Consider the following 23,457-nt stretch of genomic DNA (forward strand, 5'->3'; position numbering starts at 1 on the left):
TATTTGCATTTGCGTCTGCGAATTCTGCGGAAGCAATGAAGCTCAGGTCGGGCTCCAGTGCCCGGCGCGAGCGTAGTGCTGGCGGAGAAAGTCGACAAACGCGCGGATGCGAACCGGCAAATATTGTCGTTGCGCATAGACCGCGTAAATGTCATCGCCGGGCGCCGCGAACTGGTCCAGTACCGCAACCAGTTCGCCGGACTGGAGTTCGGCACCCACCTCCCAGAGCGACCTCCACGCCAGTCCCTTGCCGGCAAGCGCCCAGTCATGCAGGACAGATCCATCGTTGCAGCACATGGTTCCGCTGACCTTGACCAGGACTGGCCGGCTGTTCTGCCGAAACGACCAGCCGCGCTGGCTGCCGTCGTTGCCCATGGTCAGGCAGTTATGGAGCGCCAGATCCTCCAGCCGGGTGGGACGTCCCTTTGCAGTCAGGTAGGAAGGGGCAGCTACGACAACCCGGCGGTTGTCCGCCAGCTTCACGCCGATCAGGCTGGGGTCGGCATGCGCGGCGATGCGGATGCCCACGTCCACGCCTTCGCCCGCAAGGTTGACGACCCGGTCGTCCAGGCTAAGCGTCACAGTGACTTCGGGATGCGCGGCAAGGAAGGCGGGTATCAGTGGTGCGACATGACGCCGTCCAAATCCGGCGGGGGCGGATACCACCAGATGGCCGCTGGCCCGCGTGGCGCGTTCGGACGCGGATAATTCGGCATTCTGCAGGTCGGCCAGGATGCGCTGGCAGTCGTCCAGGAAGGCTTCGCCCTCGTTGGTCAAGGTGATCTTGCGCGTGGTGCGGCGCAGCAGTTTGACGCCCAGTCGCTGTTCGAGCGCATTCAGGCGCCGGCCGATAATTGCTGGCGCCACACCTTCCGCACGCGCTGCGGCGGACAGGCTGCCGTGCGCGGCGACATCGACGAAAGTGGAAATCTGCTTGAACTGAGCCATGCGGGAGTGCCAAATTTGTGACTAAAACGCACAGATCATCGGACAAATCCTGCGAATTTTCAATGTTTCCCATTTTCCGGCCGCAATCCGGTCCACGTCGAACCGACCGCTCTGCATTTACAATGCCCCCATGAACCGTCCCATCCTGCATTTCGCCCACGGCAACAGCTTTCCCGCCGAGACCTACAAGCTTTTCTTCCAGCATTTGCGTCACCACTATGACGTTCAAGCGCTTTCGATGCATGCGCATAATCCCGCTTACCCAGTGCGCAATGGCTGGCATGCACTGAGCCAGGAATTGATCGCGGAAATACAACATCGCCATGGCAAGCCGGTGATACTGGCTGGCCATTCGATGGGAGGCATGCTGTGCCTGATGGCGGCCAAGGCCAGGCCTGACCTGGTGCGCGCAGTCGTCCTGCTGGATTCGCCTGTCGTCGCCGGCTGGCGGGCGGTGCTGCTCGGGATGGCGAAGAGCGCCGGTATCGACAAGCGGTTCTCGCCGGCGCGTTTTTCCGAGAGGCGGCGCGAAACCTGGCCTACCCGGGAAGAGGCCTACCAGCACTTCGCCGCAAAGCCGGTGTTCGCCGCCTGGCCGCAGCAAGTGCTGCGGGACTATATCGAGCACGGCCTGGTCGACCATCCGCAGGGCGTGAGCTTGCGCTTCACGCGTGATACCGAGACTGCGGTGTACCGCACGCTGCCGCATCATCTCGGCGCACTGGTCGCGCGCGGATTCCGGGTGCCGGTCGGCTTCATCGGCGGAGCGGAATCGCTGGAGATCCGGCAGGCCGGGCTGCGCGCTACCCGCAAGCTGGTCGGACGGCATTTCAGGCTGATTCCAGGCAGTCACCTGTATCCAATGGAGCATCCCGATGCAGCGGCGGACGCAGTACATCAGATGGTTCAATCCTTGTTGCATGAAAGGCGGGGGGCATGAAACGAATCGTTGCCAGCTTTACCAGCGCAGCCAGAGTTACAGCGCTGCTGACTGTTGCGATGTTGCCATCGGTCGGCGCCGCCTCGGCGATCGACGAATACCGCGATGTCGTGGCGCGCGGCAGGCACGCCGTCGTTGCCGATATCGATAACGACTCGATGCTGCTCAAGCGCGATGACGGCTTCTATACCAGCGGACTGCGCATGCGTTCGACCTGGACCGTGGCCGAGGGCGGGCAGGCCAGGACTTGGGGCTGGCATGTCGGGCAGGAGTTGTACACCGCTTCCGACATCAACCTGCCGCCGGCGCGGATCGGGCGCAACGATCATCCCTACGCCGGATGGCTGTATGCGGGGGTGGCGCGCGAGGTGAGCGAGTCAAGCGGCGGTTTCCGGCGTTTCGGCCTGGATGTCGGCTGCCTCGGCCCTTGCGCCGGCGGGGAGTTCACGCAAAGAACCTTGCACAGCCTGCTCAACCAGCCGCAGGCGCAAGCATGGTCCACCCAGTTGCGCAATGAATTCGGCGTGGTGCTGCACGGCGCCTGGGCGCCATTGCGCTGGGTGCCGGTCCGCTCGTTCGACCTGCAACCCTCGGTGCATGGCCGCTTCGGCAATATATTCACCGATGCCGGTGTTCAAGTGATGATGCGCGCAGGCCAGCTGAACCTGTTCCCGCACCAGCCTGCGCTGTATGGGTTCCTGCGCGCCGATGCCCGCGCTGTCGGCTACAACGCGACCATGCAGGGCGGCTATTTTTCCGGTGCCAATGCAAGGACAGTCGCACCCAGGCGGGCGGTGGGCGAGCTGGAAATCGGCGTGGCCTGGCAGGGCCAGCGTTTCGGGCTGAGCGCCTCCGTGGTGCGCCGCGGCAACGAGGTGGCCGATTTGCCAAATTCGCAAGGCTCGCAAAATTTTGCCAGGGTGCAGTTGGTCTATTTACCTTGATGTTGCTCGTGGATAAAGAGCGGCAGCCAGGCTGATCAACAGGTTTTCAGGCCATCCAGGCTGAATTTTTGCCACCGCACCCTGCGGGAGCGGTACCGCCATGCGGTATAATTTGAATTTCCCGCACGTGCCTTACGGCACCATACGCAATGACCAAGTTTGTATTCGTCACAGGCGGTGTGGTCTCCTCCCTCGGCAAGGGGATTGCCGCCGCCTCTCTCGCTGCGATTCTCGAATCGCGCGGCCTCAAAGTCACTCTTCTCAAACTCGATCCCTACATCAATGTCGACCCCGGCACGATGAGCCCGTTCCAGCATGGGGAAGTGTTCGTGACCGACGATGGCGCAGAGACCGACCTCGATCTCGGGCACTATGAGCGCTTCATCACCGCCAAGATGAAGAAGGTGAATAATTTCACCACCGGCCAGATCTACGAATCGGTGATCCGCAAGGAGCGCCGGGGCGAGTATCTCGGCAAGACCGTGCAGGTGATTCCGCACATCACCAACGAGATCCAGGAATTCATCCATCGCGGCGCTGAAGGTTTCGAGGTCGCGATCGTGGAGATCGGCGGCACTGTCGGCGATATCGAATCGCTGCCTTTCCTTGAAGCGGCGCGCCAGCTGAGCCTGCGCGCCGGACGCAATGCGGCGGCGTTCGTGCACCTGACCCTGGTGCCCTACCTGCCGTCAGCCGGCGAGCTCAAGACCAAGCCGACCCAGCACAGCGTGCAGAAGTTGCGCGAGATCGGCATCTCGCCCGACGCGCTGCTGTGCCGCGCCGACCGTCCGATCCCGGATGACGAGCGCGCCAAGATTTCCTTGTTCTCGAACGTGCAGGAAAATGCCGTGATTTCGGTATGGGACGTGGACACCATCTACCGCATTCCCCAGATGCTGCACGACCAGGGCCTGGACGCGATCATTTGCGAAAGGCTTGCCCTGTCGCCGCAGCCGGCCGACCTGAGCATGTGGACGCGCCTGATCCATTCGCTCGAACACCCGAAGAATGAAGTAACGATCGGCATGGTCGGCAAGTATGTCGACCTGACCGAGTCGTACAAATCGCTGACCGAAGCGCTGCGCCACGCCGGCATTCACACCGAGAGCCGGGTCAACATCGAATACCTTGATTCCGAGGAAATCGAAGGCAATGGCATCGAGATATTGTCGAAATACGACGCGGTGCTGGTGCCGGGCGGTTTCGGCAAGCGCGGCGTGGAAGGCAAGATCGCCGCGGCCCGTTATTCGCGCGAGCACAAGATCCCTTACCTGGGCATCTGCCTGGGCATGCAGGTCGCACTGATCGAAGCCGCGCGCAACATGGCAGGCTTGGAAAATGCAAACTCGACCGAATTCGATCCCGATACGCCGAATCCGGTCGTCGCCCTGATTACCGAATGGCAGAACCATGACGGCCATGTCGAGCGGCGCGACGAAAATTCCGACCTTGGCGGCACCATGCGGCTGGGCGCGCAGACTTGCGCCGTCAAGCCAGGGACCCTGGCTGCGGAAATCTACGGCGCCACCGTGACCGAGCGTCACCGGCACCGTTATGAGGCCAACAACCACTACCTGCCACGCGTCGAAGCGGCCGGCATGGTGGTTTCGGCCCGCACGCCGACCGAGTCCTTGTGCGAGATCATGGAACTGCCGCGCAGCGGCGAGCAGGCTCATCCTTGGTATGTCGGCGTCCAGTTCCATCCTGAATTCAAATCCACACCGCGCGAGGGCCACCCCTTGTTCATCTCCTTCATCAAGGCAGCGCTGGCACGCAAGCAGGCGGCGGGCGCGAGGATTGCAGCATGAAACTCTGCGGTTTCGAGGTTGGCCTGGACCAGCCTTTCTTCCTGATTGCCGGGCCCTGCGTGATCGAATCGCACCAGATGGCGCTCGATACGGCCGGCGCCCTGAAGGAAATCACGTCCGAGCTCGGCATTCCCTTCATCTACAAGTCGTCATTCGACAAGGCCAACCGTTCGTCGGGCTCGTCGTTCCGCGGGCTGGGCATGGAAAAAGGCCTGGAAATCCTGGCAGATGTGCGCGCGAAAATCGGCGTGCCGGTGCTGACTGACGTCCATGAAGCAGACGAGGTCAAGCCGGTCGCTGCGGTGGTCGACGTGCTGCAGACGCCGGCATTCCTGTGCCGCCAGACCGATTTCATCCGCGCCTGCGCCCAGTCCGGCAAGCCGGTCAATATCAAGAAGGGCCAGTTCCTGGCGCCGCACGACATGGTCAACGTGATCGCCAAGGCGCGCGAGGCAGCAGCAGAAGCCGGCCTCGATCCCGACAATTTCATGGCTTGCGAACGCGGCGCCTCGTTCGGCTACAACAACCTGGTTTCCGACATGCGCTCGCTGGCGATCATGCGCGAGACCGGATGCCCGGTCGTGTTTGACGCCACCCACTCGGTGCAGTTGCCGGGCGGGCAGGGCAGCACGTCGGGCGGCCAGCGCGAGTTCGTGCCGGTGCTGTCGCGTGCCGCTGTCGCGGTTGGCATTGCCGGGCTGTTCATGGAAACCCATCCGGATCCGGCACAGGCGAAATCTGACGGGCCGAATGCGGTCCCGCTGGCTCGCATGAAGGAGCTGCTGTCCACGCTGGTAGAGATCGACCGCGTGGTCAAGAAGAACGGCTTCCTCGAAAACACTTTCTCCTGACCGGCCAGGTGCCGGTCCAAAAAAAGCAAAACCAATTCACTATCGGGAGCTAATCCAATGAGCGCAATTGTAGATATCATCGGCCGCGAGATCATTGACTCGCGCGGCAACCCCACCGTCGAGTGCGACGTACTGCTCGAGTCCGGCGTGATGGGCCGTGCGGCCGTGCCGTCAGGCGCGTCGACCGGCTCGCGCGAAGCGATCGAACTGCGCGACGGCGACAGCAGCCGTTATCTCGGCAAGGGCGTGCTGAAAGCCTGCGAGAACATCAACACCGAGATTTCGGAAGCCATCATGGGGCTGGACGCCAATGAGCAGGCGTTCCTCGACCGCACCATGATCGATCTCGACGGCACCGACAACAAGGCCCGGCTGGGTGCGAACGCGACGCTGGCAGTGTCGATGGCGGTGGCCAAGGCTGCGGCCGAAGAATCCGGCTTGCCCTTGTACCGCTACTTCGGCGGATCGGCTGCGATGCAGATGCCGGTGCCGATGATGAACGTGATCAACGGCGGCGCGCATGCCGACAACAATCTGGACCTGCAGGAATTCATGATCATTCCGGTCGGCGCGCCGAGCTTCCGCGAAGCGATCCGCTATGGGGCCGAAGTGTTCCACGCACTGAAGAAGATCCTGCACGGCCAGGGCCTGACCACTGCGGTTGGCGACGAGGGTGGATTCGCCCCTTCGGTTTCCAATCACGAGGCCGCGATCAAGCTGATCTTGCAGGCGATCGAGCAGGCCGGCTACGAGCCGGGCACGCAGATCGCGCTCGGCCTGGACTGTGCCGCCAGCGAATTCTACAAGGACGGCAAGTACCAGTTGAGCGGCGAAGGGCTTAGCCTCTCCTCGGCCGATTTCACCAACCTGCTCGGCACCTGGTGCGACAAGTATCCGATCATCTCGATCGAAGACGGCATGGCTGAAAATGACTGGGACGGCTGGGCGCACCTGACGCAAGCCCTGGGCAAGCGCGTGCAGCTGGTGGGCGACGACCTGTTCGTTACCAACACTAAGATCCTGAAAGAAGGCATCCAGAAGAACATTGCCAACTCGATCCTGATCAAGATCAACCAGATCGGCACGCTGACCGAGACCTTCGCCGCGATTGAAATGGCCAAGCGCGCCGGCTATACCGCGGTGATCTCGCATCGTTCCGGCGAGACCGAGGATTCCACCATCGCGGATATCGCGGTCGGCACCAACGCGCTGCAGATCAAGACCGGCTCCATGTCGCGCTCGGACCGGATGGCGAAGTACAACCAGTTGTTGCGCATCGAAGAAGACCTGGGCGACATTGCGTCCTATCCCGGTCGCGATGCGTTCTACAACCTGAAGTAATCCGATGCGGGCGAACGTTTTCGTCTCGCCCGCATCGCGGATTTTCCCATGCGCCTGATCCTGATCGTCCTGACCGGCTTGCTGCTGCTGATCCAGTTCCCGCTGTGGCTGGGCAAGGGCGGCTGGCTGAAGGTCTGGGACCTGGACCAGCAGGTTACTTCGGCACAGAAAAAGACCGACGACCTGAAAGCACGCAATGCCAAGCTCGCATCTGAAGTGCAGGATTTGCGGGACGGCACCGGTGCGGTCGAGGAACGGGCGCGGTATGAACTGGGAATGATCCGGGATAACGAAATCTTCGTCCAGATACTGGAGTCCCCGGCCAAGAAGAGTAATTGAACGAATTAGCAGTAACCGGGTTGGACAAGACCAGCATGGAAAGAAAGAAGGGTGACGTGAAAGCGTCACCCTTTTTTTTCGAACGGACCTTTAACCGGGCCGGGGACTGGCCGCCTACTGTTTCAGATCGCCCGGCTGGCGAATCGCATCCACCATCAGATCCGTCGCGAACAGTTGCGCGCAATCCACCGCATCGAACTGGTAGTGCTGGCCGCAGAAATCGCAGTCGATCGCCAGGCTGTCCAGATCTGCCAGCGCGGAATCTATCTCCTCGCGCCCCAGCATCTTCAGCATGTTGCCGACCCGTTCACGGCTGCAACTGCAGCGAAAGCTCGGATGCTGCGGATCGAATACGCGCACCGTTTCTTCCCAGAACAGCCGATGCATCAGCGTCTTGATATCGACTTGCAACATCTCCTCATTGCGCAGGGTCGACGCCAGTGTCACGACGTGGTTCCATTCATCGAGATCGGCATCGCCGCCCTTGCCGCTGCCGCCTTCGCCCGGCAGCTTCTGCAGCAGCAAGCCGCGCGAAACCTTGTCGTCCGCAGCCAGCCACAATTTCGTATCCAGTTGCTCCGAGCGCAGCATGTAATTCTCGATGACGGTCGCCACCGAATCGCCGTCCAGCGAGACGATGCCTTGGTAGGCCTGTTGCCCCGGCAGCTTTTCACGCGGATCGAGTGTGATCGCAAAGCGGCCGTGGCCATGCTGGTTCACCAATGTGCGCAGGCCCGCGTCATCCGGTATCGCGGCATCGGGCGCGTACTTGGCGGTTGCCCGCATTTGCAGCGCGGAATCGCACTCCACCACCAGCAGCGTGACCGGCCCGTCGCCATGTATCTGCATGACGATGGAACCGTCGAACTTCAGGTTGGCCGACAGCAGCGCCGCCGCCGACATCATCTCGCCTAGCAGCGAGCGGATCGCCTTCGGATACTGCCGCAGGGATTGCACCTGGAGCCAGGTTTCGGAGAGCTCGACCAGTTCGCCGCGCACGGCGCAGTCCTCGAACATGAATTTTTGCAGGGTGTCAGCCATTATCCGATGCGCTTCAGGTTTGCCTGGTAGAACTGGCCGCGTTCGACATAGCTTTCAAAAGCGTGGTGCATGTTCTTGATGTCGGACTCTGACAGGGTTCGTACTGCCTTGGCAGGTGAGCCTATGATCAGCGAATTGTCTGGAAATTCCTTGCCCTCGGTCACCAGCGCGCCGGCGCCGACCAGGGAATTCTTGCCGATCCTGGCGCCGTTCAGGATCACCGCCTGTATGCCGATCAGCGAGCCTTCGCCCACCGTGCACCCATGCAGCATGGCCTGGTGGCCGACCGTGACATTCTTTTCCAGCGTCAGCGGGAAGCCCGGGTCGGCGTGCAGCACTGCGCCGTCCTGCACGTTGCTGTTCTCGCCGATCGAGATGACATCGCTGTCACTGCGAACGATGGCGCCGAACCACACGCTGCAATACGCGGCCAGGCGGGCCTGGCCGATGACGGTGGCGGAATCGGCGACGTAGGCCGTGGGATGGACGTCGGGGACCAGTTGTCCCAGTTGGAAGATGGCCATGTAATAGAATCGAAAGTTTGCGGAATTGCGACATTCTACCGCCGTGAGCATGAACCAACTTTCAATCGGGGACCGGCCTGAGGCCGGTGAACCGCGCGCTGAACCGCGCAATGAACCGCGTAACGACCTGCGCAGCGAACTGCGGGCAGCGGCGTTGGCGCTGCTTTGCGAAGACGATGTCCGGCGCAAGATCGACGGCGTGCGCCGCCTTGCGCTCGACTGGAAGCAGGGCGGCATGGTGCTCGACAGCGGCGCAAGCTTGCTTGCATCCCGGCCCTTGCCGGGTCGTCCGGCCAAACCACTGCTGGTGCCGCCGCGGCAAGTGGGGCAGCGCTCGATGCGCGATGAGCAGGGCAGGGCCGTGTTGATCCATGCCCTTGCCCATATCGAGTTCAATGCCGTGAACCTGGCGCTGGATGCAATCTGGCGTTTTGCCGGCATGCCCGATGCCTATTATTCCGACTGGTTGCAGGTGGCCGACGAAGAGGCGCTGCACTTCACGCTGCTCGAGGAGAACCTTCAGTCCAGGGCTTGTGCGTACGGCGATTTTCCAGCGCACGATAGCCTGTGGGACATGGCGGAAAAGACTGCCGGGGATGTCCTGGCGCGCATGGCGCTGGTGCCGCGCACGCTGGAAGCACGCGGACTGGACGCTTCGCCTGCGGTGCGGGCCAAGCTGGCGCAAGCGGGGGATCATGTGGCGGCGGCGATCCTCGACATCATCCTGCGTGACGAGATCGGACATGTCGCCATTGGCAACCGCTGGTACGGCTGGCTGTGCGAGCGGGCGCAACTGGACCCGCTGCAAACCTATCGGGAGCTGGCGCAACAGCATCGCGCGCCGCATCCGCGTGGACCTTTCAACCTCGCCGCCCGCCGCGCGGCGGGTTTCACGGACGCCGAACTGTATGCGCTGCAACAACAGGCATCAATGAAACCTGCGCGCGAAGCCTAGACCAAACCCGGGCACGGGATTTTTGTGTTTAGAATGCATGGACCATTTACTTGACGGAAGGCATCAGATGACGAGAATGTTCAGGATGTTTGTTTGTGTCGGCATTGCCGCCTTTTCCCTGGCCGCTTGCCAGAAGAAAGAAGAACCACCACCGGGTCCCGCAGAGCAACTGGGACGCAAGCTTGACCAGGCGGCCACCCAAGGCGCGGTCGAGCTGAACAAGATGGGCGAGAACGCCGGTAAGGCGCTGGAGAAGGCGGGCGAGGCGATCCAGAACAAGGCTAAAGAGGCTCAGCAGGAAGCCGACAAGAAGTAATGTTTTTCGGGGGGCATCGCCCCCCGAAAAAATCCAACACGCCTAGCCCAATCCCGCCCGCGCTTTCTCCATCTCCCGCAATACCCGCCGCTGGACCTTGCCGGTGGTCGTCATCGGCAGCTCATCCAGGAACTCGATCTCCTTCGGATACTCGTAAGGCGCCAGCTTGCCGCGCACGTGCTCCTGCAATTGCCTGGTGAGCTCGCGATCAGCCTGCGGGCCGCGCAAGGTATCCGGCGTCAACACCACGAACGCCTTCACCAGGTTGCCGCGCTCGCTGTCGGGCTTGGGCACGACGGCTGCGTTGATCACGCTTGGATGCTGTACCAGGCAGTTCTCGATCTCCGACGGACCGATGCGATAGCCCGCCGCCTTGAACATGTCGTCGGCGCGGCCCTGGTACCACAGGTATCCATCTTCATCCATCGATGCGAGGTCGCCGGTGCGGCACCAGTCGCCCGTGTATTTCTGTCGGGTTGCGTCCGGATTTTTCCAGTAGCCGAGGAAGAACACCGGGTCGGGATCGCCGTGGATGTCAAACCGGTGCACCGCCACTTCACCGGTCTGGCCGGCCCGCGCCAGCGCGCCGTCATCGTCGATCACCGCTACCCGGTGTCCCGGATAGGCGCGTCCCATGCTGCCGGCGCGCGCCGGCCATCGCGCGGCACTGTTGCCGACGATGTAGTTCATCTCGGTCTGGCCGAACATTTCGTTGATCGTAATGCCCAGCGCCGACTCGCCCCAGCGAAACACCGTCTCGCCCACCGCTTCGCCGGCGCTCATGACGGCGCGCAGCTTCAGGTCGAACTGCCTTCGCGGTTCCGGATACGCCTTCATCATCATCTTGAGCGCTGTCGGGAACAGGAAGGTATTGGTGACGCCGTATTTCTCCAACAGCCTGAAAGCCGTGTCGGCGGAGAAGCGGCCGCGGTAGCCGACGATTGGCCGGCCGAAATAGAGGGCAGGCAGCAGCGCATTCATCAGGCCGCCGGTCCAGGCCCAGTCGGCAGGCGACCAGAGCACGTCGCCTTCTTGCGGAAACCAGTTCTGCGAGGCGACGAAGCCGGTCAGGTTGCCGATCAGCGCCGACTGCGGTATCAGCGCGCCTTTCGGCGGTCCGGTGGTGCCGCTGGTGTAGATCAGTATCGCGGCATCGCCGCTGAGGGTGTCGACCGGCTCGAACCGTGGACGCGCGCCCTGCATTTCGCGCTGCCAGTCGAGCATCTCCTCCGTACCGGCGTCGAGTGCGCAGTCGAGTCCAATTACTGTCTTCAGGTCCGGACAGTTGCTGCGGATACCGGCAAGATTGGCATAGCCGGCGCTGTCCACCAGCGCCAGCTTTGCTTCGCTGTCCTGCAAGCGGTATTCCAGTGCGTCCGGCCCGAACAGCACCGACAAGGGCATCGCGACCGCGCCCAGTTGATGGCAGGCGATATGCGCGACCGCTGTTTCCGGACGCTGCGGCAGCACGATGGCGACCCGATCGCCGCGCCCGACGCCGTGCTTTCGCAAGACATTGGAAAGCCGGTTAGCTTGCTCCTGAAGTTGGCCAAAGCTCAGGACTGCCTGGTCGCCGTCCTCTGATTCGTAATGGATGGCGATGCGCTCCGGCTCGCTTGCCCAGCGGCCGCAACAGGCCCGGGCAATATTGAAGTCGGCCGGCACGTGCCAGCGGAATTCGCGATAGAGCTGTTCGTATTGATCGGCGGGGGCGCGCCTTGCTTGCATGTGGTCTCCAGTATAATTATTCGCACGATCGTTCGATTAGCTGGACGATTCGCTTGTTCAGTTGACGTATCCGACGTATCCGATGCATCCGACATATCCGATGCATCCGACGTATCAGACCTGTCCGACGTATCAGTCGTCGCCCGCTGCCTGTCCTTCGTTCTTCTCTATTCGGTACATGAAGCCATCTCGTTCAGAATTTATCACGGTACGCGGCCTGCGTTACCACTTGCGTCACTGGGGCGAGCCCGGCGCCCCCAAGCTGTTCATGATGCATGGCTGGATGGATGTCTCGGCATCGTTCCAGTTCGTGGTCGATTGCCTGCAGAAGGAATGGCACGTGATTGCGCCGGACTGGCGCGGTTTCGGGCTGACCGAAGCACCCGGCACCGATACCTACTGGTTCGCGGATTACATGGGCGACCTCGATGCGATCCTGCGCCACTGCTCGCCCGAGGAGCCGGTCAACCTGGTCGGGCACAGCATGGGCGGCAACGTGGTCTGCCAGTATGCGGGCGTGCGACCGCAGCGGATCCGCCGCCTGGTGAACCTGGAAGGCTTCGGCATGGCTGCGGTCGATCCGGACCAGGCCCCCGGACGTATCGAAAAATGGCTGGATGAACTGAAGCAACCACTCACGCTGCGCGCTTATGACAGCCAGGGAAAAGTGGCGGCCCGCCTGCAAAAGACCAACCCGCGACTGTCGGACGAGCGCGCCGCATTCCTGGCGGCGCACTGGGCCGCGCCCGATTCGAACGGCCAGTGGAAGGTGCTGGGCGATCCGGTTCACAAGGGGCGCGGTCCGCTGCTGTACCGCGTTGACGAAGTGCTGGCGTGCTGGAAACGCGTCACGGCGCCGGTACTGTGGGTGGAAGCCGACGACACCACGGCGTGGAAATGGATGGGGCCGAAGGACGTGGCGCGGATAGAGGTCGATCGCCGCATCGCCCACTTTCCCGATGTGCGCACGGCGATGATCCATGACGCAGGCCATATGCTGCATCATGATCAGCCGGAAGAACTTGCCGCCATGATAGAAGACTTCCTGCTCATGCCATGAGCCCGGGCAGGGGCCGGGCGTTTTTTGCCAGGGCGAGCCTTTCTTCCCCGGGTAGCGTCCCCATATCCAAGCTAGTTTCCAGAAAAATCCGCGCCCACCAATGCTTAATATCGATCTTCATTGCCACTCGAACATTTCCGACGGCCTGTTGCCTCCTGCTGAAGTGGCGGCACGGGCGCACGCCAACGGCGTGCATGTCTGGGCCCTGACTGACCATGATGAAGTGGCCGGCGTGGCGCAGGCGCGTGCGGCAGCGGCGGATCTGGGCATGCGGTATGTCGCCGGCGTCGAGATTTCCGTGACCTATGCAAACCAGACGGTGCATATCGTTGGCCTGAACATCGACGAGACCGATGAAACATTGCTGGCAGGCCTGGCGCAGACACGTTCCGGGCGCGAGCGGCGTGCGCGCCTGATCGGTGACGAACTGGCGCGTGCGGGGATACCGGATGCATTTGAAGGCGCGGCGAGATTTGTCGGCAATCGGGACCTGATTTCCCGCACGCATTTTGCCCGTCACCTGATCGAGCAGGGCGTGTGCGCGGACACTTCCGAGGTGTTCCGCCGCTTCCTGGTGCAGGGGAAGCCGGGCTACGTCCCGCATCGGTGGGCCGGCCTTTCGGAAGCGATCGGCTGGATTCGTGGCGCCGGCGGCAGTCCTGTGCTGGCACATCCCGGGCGTTACAAATACGATCCGCTGGCGTTTTCGGCGCTGCTGGATGACTTCAAGGAAGCGGGCGGCATTGGAATCGAGGTCGTGACCGGCAGTCATACCCCCGACCAATATGCCGAATATGCGCAGGTGGCGCGCCGCTATGGACTGCTGGCCTCGCGCGGCTCGGACTTCCACGGACCCGGCGAGTCACGAGTGGAACTTGGCACCTTGCCGCCACTTCCTGATAATCTGCTGCCGGTATGGCACGATTGGCAGTTGTAAGGGACGTAGCTGCAAGCCTTGTGTTTGCCCAGGTCCTTGCCTTTACGTTTGTAACGCGGCGGTCACGACCTTGCCGGATGATATTGAAATCAATCCGGACATCCCAATATAGACCTCGTTTCCGGCTGCCCGGATTTTGCTGAGACGATCTGCCGTTTTACCTGTTTCACGGATTCGCCGGCAACAACTAAAATCCATCGTCGTTTACATTGCGGAGAGAAAAGAGAAATATGAAACGCATCTTCCTGTTCCTTGCGACGAATATCGCCGTGGTCCTGGTGTTGACTGTCGTGCTGTCCGTACTGGGCGTCGACCGCTTCCTCACCAGTTCCGGACTGAACCTGCCGATGTTGATGGTGTTTTCCCTGGTGGTGGGCTTCACCGGCTCGATCTTCTCGCTGTTGATCAGCAAGCCGATGGCCAAGTGGTCGACCGGCGCCCACGTGATCGAGGCACCGTCAAACTCGACCGAGCTGTGGCTGGTCGATACCGTGCGCAAGCTGGCAGAGCGGGCCGGCATCGCCATGCCCGAAGTTGCCGTCTACGAGGGCGAGGCGAATGCTTTCGCGACCGGCGCCTTCAAGAATTCGGCGCTGGTTGCCGTTTCCACCGGCCTGCTGGAAAGCATGACCCGCGACGAAGTTGAAGCAGTGTTGAGCCATGAGGTGGCGCACGTCGCCAACGGCGACATGGTGACGATGACCCTGATCCAGGGCGTGGTGAATACCTTCGTGGTGTTCCTGTCGCGTGTCGTCGGTTATGCGGTTGATCGCGCCCTGTCGCGCGGCGACAATAACAGTGGTCCTGGCATCGGCTACACGGTGTCGGTCATTGTCTGCCAGATCGTGTTCGGCATCGCGGCTTCAGTCATCGTCGCCTGGTTCTCGCGTCACCGCGAGTTCCGCGCGGATGCCGGCGCAGCCCAGCTGATGGGTACGCCGCAGCCCATGATGAAGGCGCTGGCGCGGCTGGGCGGCATCGAGCCGAGCAGCCTGCCGCAGGGTCTCGCTTCGCTGGGCATCAATGACAAGCAGGGCATCATGGCATTGTTTTCGTCGCATCCGCCAATCGAGGACAGGATCGCGGCATTGCGGGAGTTTCAGCGCTAGTATCAGCTTTACTATCAGCTTTACTATCAGCTTTAGTATCAGCTTTAGTATCAGCTTCAGTATCAGCACTAAAAGCAGCGCTGGAACCGTCCGGCTCCAGCCTGCATGTATTTTCCGGCGGCCCCGTGGCCGCCGTTTTCCATTCTCATGAGCCAATTTTTCCAGATTCATCCCGACAACCCGCAGGCCCGGCTGATCAAGCAGGCGGCGCAGGTGATCCGCAGCGGCGGCATTGTCGCGCTGCCGACCGATTCCTGCTACGGCCTGGTCTGCCAGCTGGACGACAAGGCCGCGGTCGAGCGGCTGCGCCGCATCCGCGGCATCGATGACAAGCACCACCTGACGCTGCTCTGCCGCGACCTGAGCGAGATCGCCCAGTACGCCCGCATCGACAACCGCCAGTACCGGCTGCTGAAGTCGGCCACGCCCGGTCCCTATACCTTTATCCTCGAGGCCACGCGCGAAGTGCCGCGCCGTCTCAGCCATCCATCGCGCAAGACCATCGGCCTGCGGGTGCCGGAGAGTGCCGTGGCGAGCGCATTGATCGAGGAACTTGGCCAGCCCCTGTTGGGGTCGACGCTGATCCTGCCAGGCGACGAGGAACCCCTTACCGACGCCCAGGAAATCCGCGAACGGCTGGAGAAACTGATCGACCTGGTGATCGAAGCCGGTCCCAGCACCACGGTGCCGAGCACGGTGATCGACCTCACCGGCGAGCAGCCCGAACTGGTGCGCCAGGGCCGCGGCGATCCTGCGCTGTTCGGCCTGTCGTGATCCGGCCCGGCGGCGCCGGGCCCCTCTGTTAGAATCGCCCCTATGAATGCCCTTATCCAGACCCTTGCGGTCTACTCCCTGCCGGTCCTGTTTGCCATCACCCTGCATGAAGCGGCGCATGCCTATGCCGCCAGGTATTTCGGTGACAACACCGCCTATGCGCAGGGACGGATGAGCCTGAATCCGCTGAAACATGTGGATTTGTTCGGCACCATCGTGATCCCGGTGTTGCTGTTCCTGTTGCGCAGCCCGTTCCTGTTCGGCTACGCCAAGCCGGTTCCGGTTGATTTCAGCCGCCTGCGCAATCCAAAGAAGCAAATGGCTTTCGTTGCGCTGGCCGGCCCGCTTGCCAACCTGGTCATGGGACTGGGCTGGATGGTGTTGCTGGTGCTGTTGCGCGCTTGGGGCGATGCGGACGCTTTTTTCCTGCGCATGGCGCGTGCCGGCGTCGAGACCAATCTGGTCATCTTCGCCTTCAACCTGATTCCGCTGCCGCCGCTGGATGGCGGCCGCATCATGACCAGCCTGCTGCCGAACCGCTATGCATGGAAATTCGCCCAGCTTGAACCGTATGGCTTCTTCATCGTGCTCGGACTGGCCTTCCTCAACGTGCTCAGCTACTGGATGGTGCCGGTCATGACCGTCGCCAATGCCTTGTTGCTGTTGCTGATCTCCCCGCTGACTTTCCTACTTCGCTGAATTCTATGTATCCCGATCGTGTCGTTTCCGGCATGCGCCCCACGGGGGCGCTCCACCTCGGCCATTTCCACGGCGCCCTCAAGAACTGGGTGAAGCTGCAATCCGAGCATCCCTGCCTGTTCTTTGTCGCCGACTGGCATGCGCTGACCACGCACTACGACGATCCCAGCGTGATCGAGGTCAGCATCTGGGACATGGTGATCGACTGGCTGGCTGCCGGCGTGGATCCAAAACAGTGCAGCATCTTCATCCAGTCGCGCGTGCCCGAACACGCCGAACTGCACCTGCTGCTGTCGATGACCACGCCGCTTTCCTGGCTGGAGCGGGTCCCGACCTACAAGGACCAGCAGGAAAAGCTGGCCGACCGCGACCTGGGCACCTATGGATTCCTTGGTTATCCATTGCTGATGTCGGCCGACGTGCTGATCTACCGCGCCAGCATGGTGCCGGTGGGCGAGGACCAGATTCCGCACGTGGAAATGACGCGCGAGCTGGCACGCCGCTTCAACCATATTTACGGTCGCGAAAAAGGCTTCGAAGAGAAAGCGCAGGAAGCTGTCAAGAAGCTCGGTGGCAAGCTCGGCAAGCAATATGCCGCGCTGCGCACCGCCTACCAGGAGCAGGGCCATCATGAGGCGCTGGAGCAGGCGAGGGTGCTGCTGGAACAGGCGCAGAGCCTGTCGGCGGCCGACCGCGAGCGATTGCTCGGCTATATGGCCGGTGGCCACAAGTCGATCCTGGTCGAGCCGCGCGTGCTGCTGACCGAGGCCTCGCGCCTGCCGGGGCTGGACGGCGGCAAAATGTCCAAGAGTTATGGCAATACCATCGCGCTGCGCGAGGAAAAAGACGCGGTCGTGAAGAAAGTCCGCACCATGCCGACCGATCCCGCCCGCGTGCGCCGCACCGACCCGGGCGAACCGGCCCGCTGCCCGGTCTGGAAGTTGCATGAGGTGTATTCGGACGACAGCACCCGGGAATGGGTGCAGAAGGGCTGCCGTTCAGCCGGCATCGGCTGCATCGAATGCAAGCAACCGGTGATCGAGGGCATCCTGCGTGAGCAGGAGCCGATGCGCGAGCGTGCCCAGCAATACCTGGACAATCCCGCGCTGGTGCGTGCGATCGTCGCCGATGGCTGCGACAAGGCACGCGTGCTGGCGCAGGAGACCATGCGCGATGTGCGTGAAGCGATGGGCCTGAACTACAAGTGATGGCTGACCCGGCCGCACATCTCTCGCATCTCACGCTCGACCTGCCGTCCGCCTGGGTGGCTCGTTTCGCGCCGCTGATCCCGGCCGGGGGCGTGCTCGACCTGGCCTGCGGTGGCGGCCGCCACAGCCGGCTGCTGGCCGCAGCGGGACATGATGTCCTTGCGGTGGATCGCAATGCCGCGGCGCTGGCGCAGTTGGCCGGCGACGAGCGGAGCGACAGCCGGATCAGCACGCTGCAGATCGACCTCGAAATGCCCGAGGGGGCGGAGCGCCAGCCGGGCTGGCCCCTGCAGGCCGGGCGCTTTTCCGGGATCGTCGTCACCAATTACCTGTACCGTCCGCTGTTCCCGGCGCTGTTCGACAGCCTGGCAGAGGGCGGGGTACTGATTTACGAGACGTTCGCAGCGGGCAATGAGCGATATGGCAAGCCATCGAGCCCGGCCTTCCTGCTGCAGCCGGGCGAACTGCTGCAACTGGCGGCCGGCGCCGGGCCTGCCCTGCGCGTGATCGCCTTCGAGGATGGTTATACCGCCAGTCCGAAGCCGGCCATGGTGCAAAGGATCTGCCTGCTGCGCGGCCAGCCCTGCAGCGACCTCGGCTTGTCACTCTAAGCCCGTGGGCATTGCTGCGGCTATCCGCTACAATCCTGTTTTACTCTATCGCAAGCAACACATCACACCATGATCCAGGGAAGCCTTGTCGCAATCGTCACCCCCATGCATGCGGACGGCAGTCTCGACCTGCCAGGACTGCGCAAGTTGATTGACTGGCACGTTGCCGAAGGCACCGATGGCATCGTCATCGTCGGCACCACCGGCGAATCGCCGACGGTATCGGTAGAGGAGCACTGCGAACTGATCAAGGTGGCGGTGCAGCACACTGCCAGGCGCGTCCCCGTGATTGCCGGAACCGGCGGCAACTCCACTGCCGAAGCGATCGAGCTGACCAGGCATGCGCTGGAAGTCGGCGCTGATGCGTCACTGCAGGTGGTTCCCTACTACAACCGGCCGACCCAGGAAGGCATGTACCGCCATTTCCGCAAGATTGCGGAATCGGTCGACCTGCCGGTGATCCTGTACAACGTTCCAGGCCGCACTGTTGCCGACATGAGCAACGACACCATGTTGCGCCTGGCTCAGGTGCCCGGAATCATCGGCGTCAAGGACGCAACCGGCAACCTGGGCCGCGGAACCGACCTGATGCGGTTGGCGCCGGCATCGTTTTCCGTGTACTCGGGCGACGACCCGAGCGCAATGGCCCTGATGTTCTGCGGCGCCAAAGGCAACATCTCGGTTACCGCCAATGTTGCGCCGCGGGCAATGCACGAACTGTGCGCGGCGGCGATGGCCGGCCGCACTGCGGAAGCGATCGCCATCAACAACCGCATGATTCCGCTGCATGACAAACTGTTCGTCGAACCGAACCCGGTGCCGGTGAAATGGGCGATGCACGAGATGGGCTTGATGGGACCCGGACTGCGGCTGCCGCTGGCACCGCTGGGCGATGCCTGGCATGAAACTGTCCGTACGGCATTGCGCGAATCCGGTGTATTACAATAACGACCTACATGGCCGATCAGCGACGGGGCCAGCCTCGCAATTTTCCCGGTACCAATATGATTAATCGCCGTAACTCCAGCGCCGCTACGCGCGCTGGCCTTTGCTCGCTAACGACCCTGATGCTGCTAGGCCTTGCCGGTTGCGGATCGGTCCAGTCTTCGTTCGGCACCTTGTTCGAAGGCGAAAAGATCGACTACAAGAGCGCCGGCAAGCGGCCGACAGCGAACCTGGAAGTTCCGCCCGACCTGACCCAGATGGCGAAGGACAGCCGCTACGCGCTGCCGGATGCGGCGCGCGGTACGGTAACCGCATCCGGCCTGGCAGCGAACCGCGGCACGGTCGCCGCGCCCGTCACTTCGGTCGCGCCCAAGGCGGCGCCCGACATGCGGGTGGAGCGGGATGGCAACCAGCGCTGGCTGGTGGTGAAGAAAACGCCGGAAGAATTGTGGCCGCAACTGAAGGATTTCTGGCAGGACGCCGGCTTCCTGATCAATATCGAGCAGCCAGATGCCGGCATCATGGAAACCGACTGGGCAGAGAACCGCGCCAAGATTCCGCAAGACATCATCCGTCGCACCATAGGCAGGGCATTCGACTCGGTCTATTCGACTGGCGAACGCGACAAGTTCCGCACCCGGCTCGAACGTCGGGCGGATGGCTGGACCGAAGTGTTCATCAGCCACCGGGGCGCGCGTGAAGTGCCCGGCGGCGTGGGCGGCGACAGCACGGTGTGGACGCCGCAGCCTGCCGATCCCGAACTGGAAGCCGAATTCACCAGCAAGCTGATGGCGCGCCTGGGCAATGACGAGGTCAAGGCCAAGCAGGAAGTCGCACGTGCCGCTCCCGAGGCTTCGCGCTCGAAGATCGTCCGTGCCAACGGCAGTGCCTCTGTGCAGGTAGCTGAAGGCTTCGACCGCGCATGGCGGCGGGTTGGCCTGGCGCTTGATCGGGTCGGCTTCACGGTCGAGGACCGCGACCGCAACCAGGGCATCTATTTCGTCCGCTATGTGGATCAGGCTGAAGATGCGAACAACAAGACCGAGAAAAAGGGCTTGCTGACGCGGATGTTCACGTTCGGCTCGAAAGACGACAAGGCCAAGACCGCCCAGCGTTACCGTGTTCTCGTGAAGGGCAGTGGCGAGGCCAGCCAGGTATCGGTGCTGAACAACGCCGGCCAGCCGGAGACATCGGCGACCGCCGACCGTATCCTGACGCTGCTGAACGAGCAACTGAAATAAGCCGCGCCACAGCGCGGCCAGTTCACTGGACAGGCCTTTGAGATTTGCAAGTCTGGGCAGTGGCAGCGAGGGCAACGCGCTGCTGATTTCCGCCGATTCCGGCGCCACCCGCACGACAGTCATGCTGGATTGCGGCTTCGGCCTGCGCGAATGCGAGCGCAGGCTGGAACGGCTGGGCGTGGCGCCGGGCGACCTTTCCGGCATCGTCGTCACCCACGAGCACCAGGACCATGTCGGCGGCGTATTCAAGTTCGCCCGTCGGCACCGGGTTCCGGTCTGGCTCAGTTTCGGCACCTGGGAAGCGGCCAGGCGCGACGTCAGCAATGTCGATGTGCGCTTTTGCCGCGATGGCGACCGGCTGGCAGTCGGCGACCTCGAACTGCGCCCCTATACCGTCCCCCACGATGCGCGCGAGCCAATCCAGTATGTGATCGGCGACGGCCGGTCCACGCTTGGCGTGCTGACCGATGCCGGGCAATCCACCCCGCACATGGTCCAGATGCTGGGCGGATGCGATGCGCTGGTGCTCGAGTGCAATCATGATGAACGCATGCTGGCGGATTCGAAATATCCACCTTCGCTGAAGTGGCGCATAGGCGGGCCGTTCGGCCATCTGTCCAACCGGGCGACCGCCGAGATACTGGCTGCGCTCGACCAGTCGCGCCTGCGGCGCATCGTGGGCGCCCACCTGAGCCAGCAGAACAATACGCCCGAACTGGCGCGCAGTGCGTTGACCGGTGCGATTGCCGATGCCGGTACCGAAGTGATGATTGCGTGTCAGGAAGAGGGATTCGGGTGGCTTGAAGTCGGGGCTTGAGGTCATGGCTGGATGCCGGACGTGCTGCGCGCTGTTGCCGATTTTTGCCGCTTTCTGCCGGTTCCTGCGCAACACAGGTCGTGCTAGCATGAAGTCAGGCCCGTAGCAAAAGCGGGCACCTAGCCCGGAGACCAGCCATGGAAGCATCAGCACAACGCGCAGTCGACGCCCTGCTCGACAAGTACGCTGAAAGTCATCGCAATCCCGTCAACGAACTCATTCACTGCGTGTGCGTACCGGCGATCGTGTTTTCCGTGCTCGGCCTGGTGTGGGCGATCCATCCCTGGGCCGCAGCCGGCCTGGTGGCCGTCTCGATGATCTACTACTTCAGCCTGAGCGTTCCGTTTGCATTTGGCATGGCGGTGATGTCGGGCCTGTTCCTCGCCGTGCTCAACCTGATGCCGGCCACCATGGTTCTGCCGGTTTCGCTCACGGTCTTTGTCGTCGCGTGGATCGGTCAGTTCATCGGCCACAAGATAGAAGGAAAGAAGCCATCCTTCTTCGACGATCTGCGTTTCCTGGCGATCGGCCCCCTGTTCGTGCTGGGTGTCTGGTACCGCCGCCTGGGCGTTGCATACTGAGCAGGAGCAGGGCGCCGTGGGCGGCCTGGACCGCATCGCAGTTCAGGCGTCGGCTGGCGCAGCCTGGCCTTTCAGTTCCAGCGTATTGCCTTCGGGATCCTGCAGGTAGATCGAGGGCCCGTCACCGCGCGCGCCATATCGTGTTTCAGTGGGGCCGGCAGCAACGCCAGCGGCGTCGAGCGTGCGCCGTATCTCTTCTTCGTTGAACGGCTCCACCCACAGGCAGAAGTGATCGAGGTTGCGGCCTTCCTTGCCTGGCGCGGCGCCGCCTTGCAGGCCGAGTTTTCCGGTGACCGGAACCAGGTCGATCAGGGCACTGCCAGCGCGCAGCTGGATCAAGCCCAGGTCATCACGCTGCCGATCAAGCGTGCAGCCAAGCACGTCGCAATAGAAGCGCAGCATGGCTTCCGGATCAACGACGCGCAGGACGATATGGTCCAGTCCCTGGATCGGGATCATGTATTTCTCCGGGCAAAGATGGTGTCTGCAGCGGAGTGATTGTCTCAGAAAAGGACTGGAACATGGACCCGGCAACGCTGGCGCCCGGGCGTCGCGGTGCCGGCGTTGCCAGTGATGCCGGTGATGCCCTGCATCAGTCTTTGCCGGCGTGTTCCTGACGGGCCATGTAGAGCCGGTGCACCGTAATCTTCCTCACCTCCGCCTTGCTGGCTTCGATATGCGTGCGCAGCAGCATCACCGCCTGGTCGGCGCGGCGCCGGGTGATGGCCTGCAGGATTTGCGCGTGCTCGTCGTAAGTTCGTTCAACCCGGTAGGCCTGGGTAAAGTCGAGACGACGAATGACGCGGATCCGTTCCGTGATCCCGCGGTGCACCCGCGCCATCTCGGGGTTCCCGGCCGCTTCCACCAGTGAAATGTGGAAGGCCTCGTCCATCTGGGCAACCTGCTTGCCGTCTGTCAGGCGCTGGTTTTCCGGCGCCATCCAGAAGCTCCTCAGTTCCTGCAAGGGGTCGTGCGCCTCCGGCACGGGTTCTGCTGCTGTTTCCAGAGGGGTGTCGACCATGTCGCAAAGGCGGCGCACCGCAGTCGTCTCCAGCACCATGCGCAGGTCGTACAAATGCTCGAACTGTTCGAAATCGAAGGGCCGGACCGACCAGCCGCTGCGAAAGTGGACGGTGAAATAGCCTTCACGCTGCAAGCGGAACAGCGCATCCCGCACGGGAGTGCGCGACATTCCGAGCCGCCCCGCAATTTCGGACTCGGAGAAGCGGTCGCCCGGCACCAGGCGGAAATCGAAAATATCCTCCTTGAGCCGTGCATAGGCAGTGTCTGCCAAGGTCAGGGGGGCTTCCGGTTCCTGTGCCATCGTGTTGCTGGCCAGTATGCGCATCAAGTCTCCAGTGGCGGATCGATCAGGCTGACATGGGCGGCGACGACCCGCCATCCTTCCGGCATCCTGATCCATGTTTGCGATTGACGCCCGATGCGAGCGCTGCCGTCGCGGCTGAATTCGATATTGGCGGTGGCGAGATCGTTACCATAAGTGGTGATTGCCGTGTGCAGGATCCTGCGTGCCAGGCCAACCGCCGGCCTGCCGGCGCGGAACGCCCGGATTGCGTCGAAGCCGTACAGGTTCTCGGTGGCGCCGTAGCGCAGCGTATGCGGCGAGTCCCAGAACAGTTCATCCAGCACGGCAACATCATTGCCGGTCAGCGCTGCTTCATAGCGGGAAAATTCGGCCTCGACTTCCGCCAGCACATCGGGGCGATTGATTGTCATCAT

General features: G+C 62.5%; 26 protein-coding genes. 19 read left to right on the forward strand and 7 right to left on the reverse strand.

Translation table 11 applies throughout. From position 1 onward, the window contains the following. Positions 1-42 precede the first annotated feature (42 nt). Positions 43-948: a LysR family transcriptional regulator gene (locus tag FVE66_RS03535; protein ID WP_151445983.1), complete on the reverse strand. Its 906-nt coding sequence runs from the start codon at positions 946-948 to the stop codon at positions 43-45. 130 nt (positions 949-1,078) lie between these two features. Here FVE66_RS03535 and FVE66_RS03540 point away from each other — a divergent pair, with 130 nt between their 5' ends. The 6 genes from FVE66_RS03540 (at position 1,079) to ftsB (ending at position 7,171) form a co-directional block, all read left to right on the forward strand. Beyond that, positions 1,079-1,888 carry an alpha/beta fold hydrolase gene (locus tag FVE66_RS03540; protein WP_151445984.1) on the forward strand — a complete coding sequence of 270 codons (810 nt, stop codon included), beginning with the start codon at positions 1,079-1,081 and terminating at the stop codon, positions 1,886-1,888. After that, positions 1,885-2,832, forward strand: a complete 948-nt coding sequence (locus tag FVE66_RS03545) for a lipid A deacylase LpxR family protein (protein ID WP_151445985.1) — start codon at positions 1,885-1,887, stop codon at positions 2,830-2,832. The genes FVE66_RS03540 and FVE66_RS03545 overlap by 4 nt, the downstream gene beginning before the upstream one ends. 149 nt (positions 2,833-2,981) lie before the next feature. After that, positions 2,982-4,640 carry a CTP synthase gene (locus FVE66_RS03550; protein WP_151445986.1) on the forward strand — a complete coding sequence of 553 codons (1,659 nt, stop codon included), beginning with the start codon at positions 2,982-2,984 and terminating at the stop codon, positions 4,638-4,640. Further along, positions 4,637-5,491, forward strand: coding sequence for a 3-deoxy-8-phosphooctulonate synthase (gene kdsA, locus FVE66_RS03555; protein ID WP_151445987.1), 855 nt, complete (start codon positions 4,637-4,639; stop codon positions 5,489-5,491). Before FVE66_RS03550 ends, kdsA begins: the two co-directional genes overlap by 4 nt. Positions 5,492-5,548: 57 nt before the next feature. After that, positions 5,549-6,832: a phosphopyruvate hydratase gene (gene eno, locus FVE66_RS03560; RefSeq protein WP_151445988.1), complete on the forward strand. Its 1,284-nt coding sequence runs from the start codon at positions 5,549-5,551 to the stop codon at positions 6,830-6,832. A 48-nt stretch (positions 6,833-6,880) separates the two neighbouring features. Continuing rightward, complete coding sequence (gene ftsB, locus FVE66_RS03565) at positions 6,881-7,171, forward strand: cell division protein FtsB (protein WP_151445989.1); 291 nt, start codon at positions 6,881-6,883, stop codon at positions 7,169-7,171. 114 nt (positions 7,172-7,285) lie between these two features. Here ftsB and hslO read toward each other — a convergent pair whose 3' ends face one another. Then, complete coding sequence (gene hslO, locus FVE66_RS03570; protein WP_151445990.1) at positions 7,286-8,212, reverse strand: Hsp33 family molecular chaperone HslO; 927 nt, start codon at positions 8,210-8,212, stop codon at positions 7,286-7,288. Continuing rightward, complete coding sequence (locus FVE66_RS03575; protein WP_151445991.1) at positions 8,212-8,736, reverse strand: gamma carbonic anhydrase family protein; 525 nt, start codon at positions 8,734-8,736, stop codon at positions 8,212-8,214. The genes hslO and FVE66_RS03575 overlap by 1 nt, the downstream gene beginning before the upstream one ends. A gap of 49 nt (positions 8,737-8,785) precedes the next feature. Between FVE66_RS03575 and FVE66_RS03580 the strand changes: the two genes are divergently transcribed. Together FVE66_RS03580 and FVE66_RS03585 are read left to right on the forward strand one after the other, a co-directional pair. Beyond that, positions 8,786-9,691: a ferritin-like domain-containing protein gene (locus FVE66_RS03580; RefSeq protein ID WP_151445992.1), complete on the forward strand. Its 906-nt coding sequence runs from the start codon at positions 8,786-8,788 to the stop codon at positions 9,689-9,691. 67 nt (positions 9,692-9,758) lie between these two features. After that, entirely contained in the window at positions 9,759-10,007 is a 249-nt protein-coding gene (locus tag FVE66_RS03585) for a hypothetical protein (protein ID WP_151445993.1), read from the forward strand. Positions 10,008-10,049: 42 nt separating this feature from the next. Here the strand turns inward: FVE66_RS03585 and FVE66_RS03590 are convergent, their stop codons facing one another. Beyond that, on the reverse strand, positions 10,050-11,735 hold the full coding sequence (locus FVE66_RS03590) for an acetate--CoA ligase (RefSeq protein WP_151445994.1): 1,686 nt from the start codon (positions 11,733-11,735) through the stop codon (positions 10,050-10,052). A gap of 178 nt (positions 11,736-11,913) precedes the next feature. On the opposite strand from FVE66_RS03590, the gene FVE66_RS03595 reads away from it, so the two are divergent. From FVE66_RS03595 to FVE66_RS03645, 11 genes are all read left to right on the forward strand, one after another. Further along, complete coding sequence (locus FVE66_RS03595) at positions 11,914-12,795, forward strand: alpha/beta fold hydrolase (RefSeq protein ID WP_151445995.1); 882 nt, start codon at positions 11,914-11,916, stop codon at positions 12,793-12,795. A 100-nt stretch (positions 12,796-12,895) separates the two neighbouring features. Further along, positions 12,896-13,732, forward strand: a complete 837-nt coding sequence (locus FVE66_RS03600) for a 3',5'-nucleoside bisphosphate phosphatase (protein ID WP_151445996.1) — start codon at positions 12,896-12,898, stop codon at positions 13,730-13,732. Positions 13,733-13,962: 230 nt separating this feature from the next. Further along, the gene (gene htpX / locus FVE66_RS03605; protein ID WP_151445997.1) at positions 13,963-14,841 is read left to right on the forward strand and encodes a protease HtpX; all 879 of its coding nucleotides are present in this window, start codon (positions 13,963-13,965) and stop codon (positions 14,839-14,841) included. A gap of 147 nt (positions 14,842-14,988) precedes the next feature. Beyond that, the gene (locus FVE66_RS03610; RefSeq protein WP_151445998.1) at positions 14,989-15,615 is read left to right on the forward strand and encodes an L-threonylcarbamoyladenylate synthase; all 627 of its coding nucleotides are present in this window, start codon (positions 14,989-14,991) and stop codon (positions 15,613-15,615) included. Positions 15,616-15,657: 42 nt separating this feature from the next. Then, a complete protein-coding gene (locus tag FVE66_RS03615) occupies positions 15,658-16,314 on the forward strand; it encodes a site-2 protease family protein (RefSeq protein WP_151445999.1) in 657 nt (218 codons plus the stop codon). Positions 16,315-16,319: 5 nt separating this feature from the next. Beyond that, positions 16,320-17,522, forward strand: a complete 1,203-nt coding sequence (locus FVE66_RS03620; RefSeq protein WP_151446000.1) for a tryptophan--tRNA ligase — start codon at positions 16,320-16,322, stop codon at positions 17,520-17,522. Continuing rightward, positions 17,522-18,133 (forward strand): class I SAM-dependent methyltransferase, encoded by a 612-nt coding sequence (locus tag FVE66_RS03625; RefSeq protein ID WP_151446001.1) that lies wholly within the window; start codon positions 17,522-17,524, stop codon positions 18,131-18,133. The genes FVE66_RS03620 and FVE66_RS03625 overlap by 1 nt, the downstream gene beginning before the upstream one ends. A gap of 69 nt (positions 18,134-18,202) precedes the next feature. Further along, positions 18,203-19,081, forward strand: coding sequence for a 4-hydroxy-tetrahydrodipicolinate synthase (gene dapA / locus FVE66_RS03630; RefSeq protein ID WP_151446002.1), 879 nt, complete (start codon positions 18,203-18,205; stop codon positions 19,079-19,081). Between the two features lie 56 nt (positions 19,082-19,137). Next, a complete protein-coding gene (bamC, locus tag FVE66_RS03635; RefSeq protein ID WP_151446003.1) occupies positions 19,138-20,319 on the forward strand; it encodes an outer membrane protein assembly factor BamC in 1,182 nt (393 codons plus the stop codon). Positions 20,320-20,356: 37 nt separating this feature from the next. Further along, positions 20,357-21,136, forward strand: coding sequence for an MBL fold metallo-hydrolase (locus FVE66_RS03640; RefSeq protein ID WP_151446004.1), 780 nt, complete (start codon positions 20,357-20,359; stop codon positions 21,134-21,136). A 137-nt stretch (positions 21,137-21,273) separates the two neighbouring features. Beyond that, positions 21,274-21,717 carry an Mpo1 family 2-hydroxy fatty acid dioxygenase gene (locus tag FVE66_RS03645; protein ID WP_151446005.1) on the forward strand — a complete coding sequence of 148 codons (444 nt, stop codon included), beginning with the start codon at positions 21,274-21,276 and terminating at the stop codon, positions 21,715-21,717. 42 nt (positions 21,718-21,759) lie between these two features. Here FVE66_RS03645 and FVE66_RS03650 read toward each other — a convergent pair whose 3' ends face one another. The 3 genes from FVE66_RS03650 to hpxZ form a co-directional block, all read right to left on the reverse strand. Next, positions 21,760-22,176 (reverse strand): VOC family protein, encoded by a 417-nt coding sequence (locus FVE66_RS03650; RefSeq protein ID WP_151446006.1) that lies wholly within the window; start codon positions 22,174-22,176, stop codon positions 21,760-21,762. Positions 22,177-22,309: 133 nt separating this feature from the next. Next, entirely contained in the window at positions 22,310-23,065 is a 756-nt protein-coding gene (locus FVE66_RS03655; RefSeq protein ID WP_151446007.1) for a GntR family transcriptional regulator, read from the reverse strand. After that, complete coding sequence (gene hpxZ / locus FVE66_RS03660) at positions 23,065-23,454, reverse strand: oxalurate catabolism protein HpxZ (RefSeq protein WP_151446403.1); 390 nt, start codon at positions 23,452-23,454, stop codon at positions 23,065-23,067. Before hpxZ ends, FVE66_RS03655 begins: the two co-directional genes overlap by 1 nt. Positions 23,455-23,457 lie beyond the last annotated feature (3 nt).

It is taken from the genome of Lacisediminimonas profundi, from assembly GCF_008831265.1.
In the GTDB taxonomy this organism is placed as follows: Bacteria; Pseudomonadota; Gammaproteobacteria; order Burkholderiales; family Burkholderiaceae_D; genus Lacisediminimonas; species Lacisediminimonas profundi.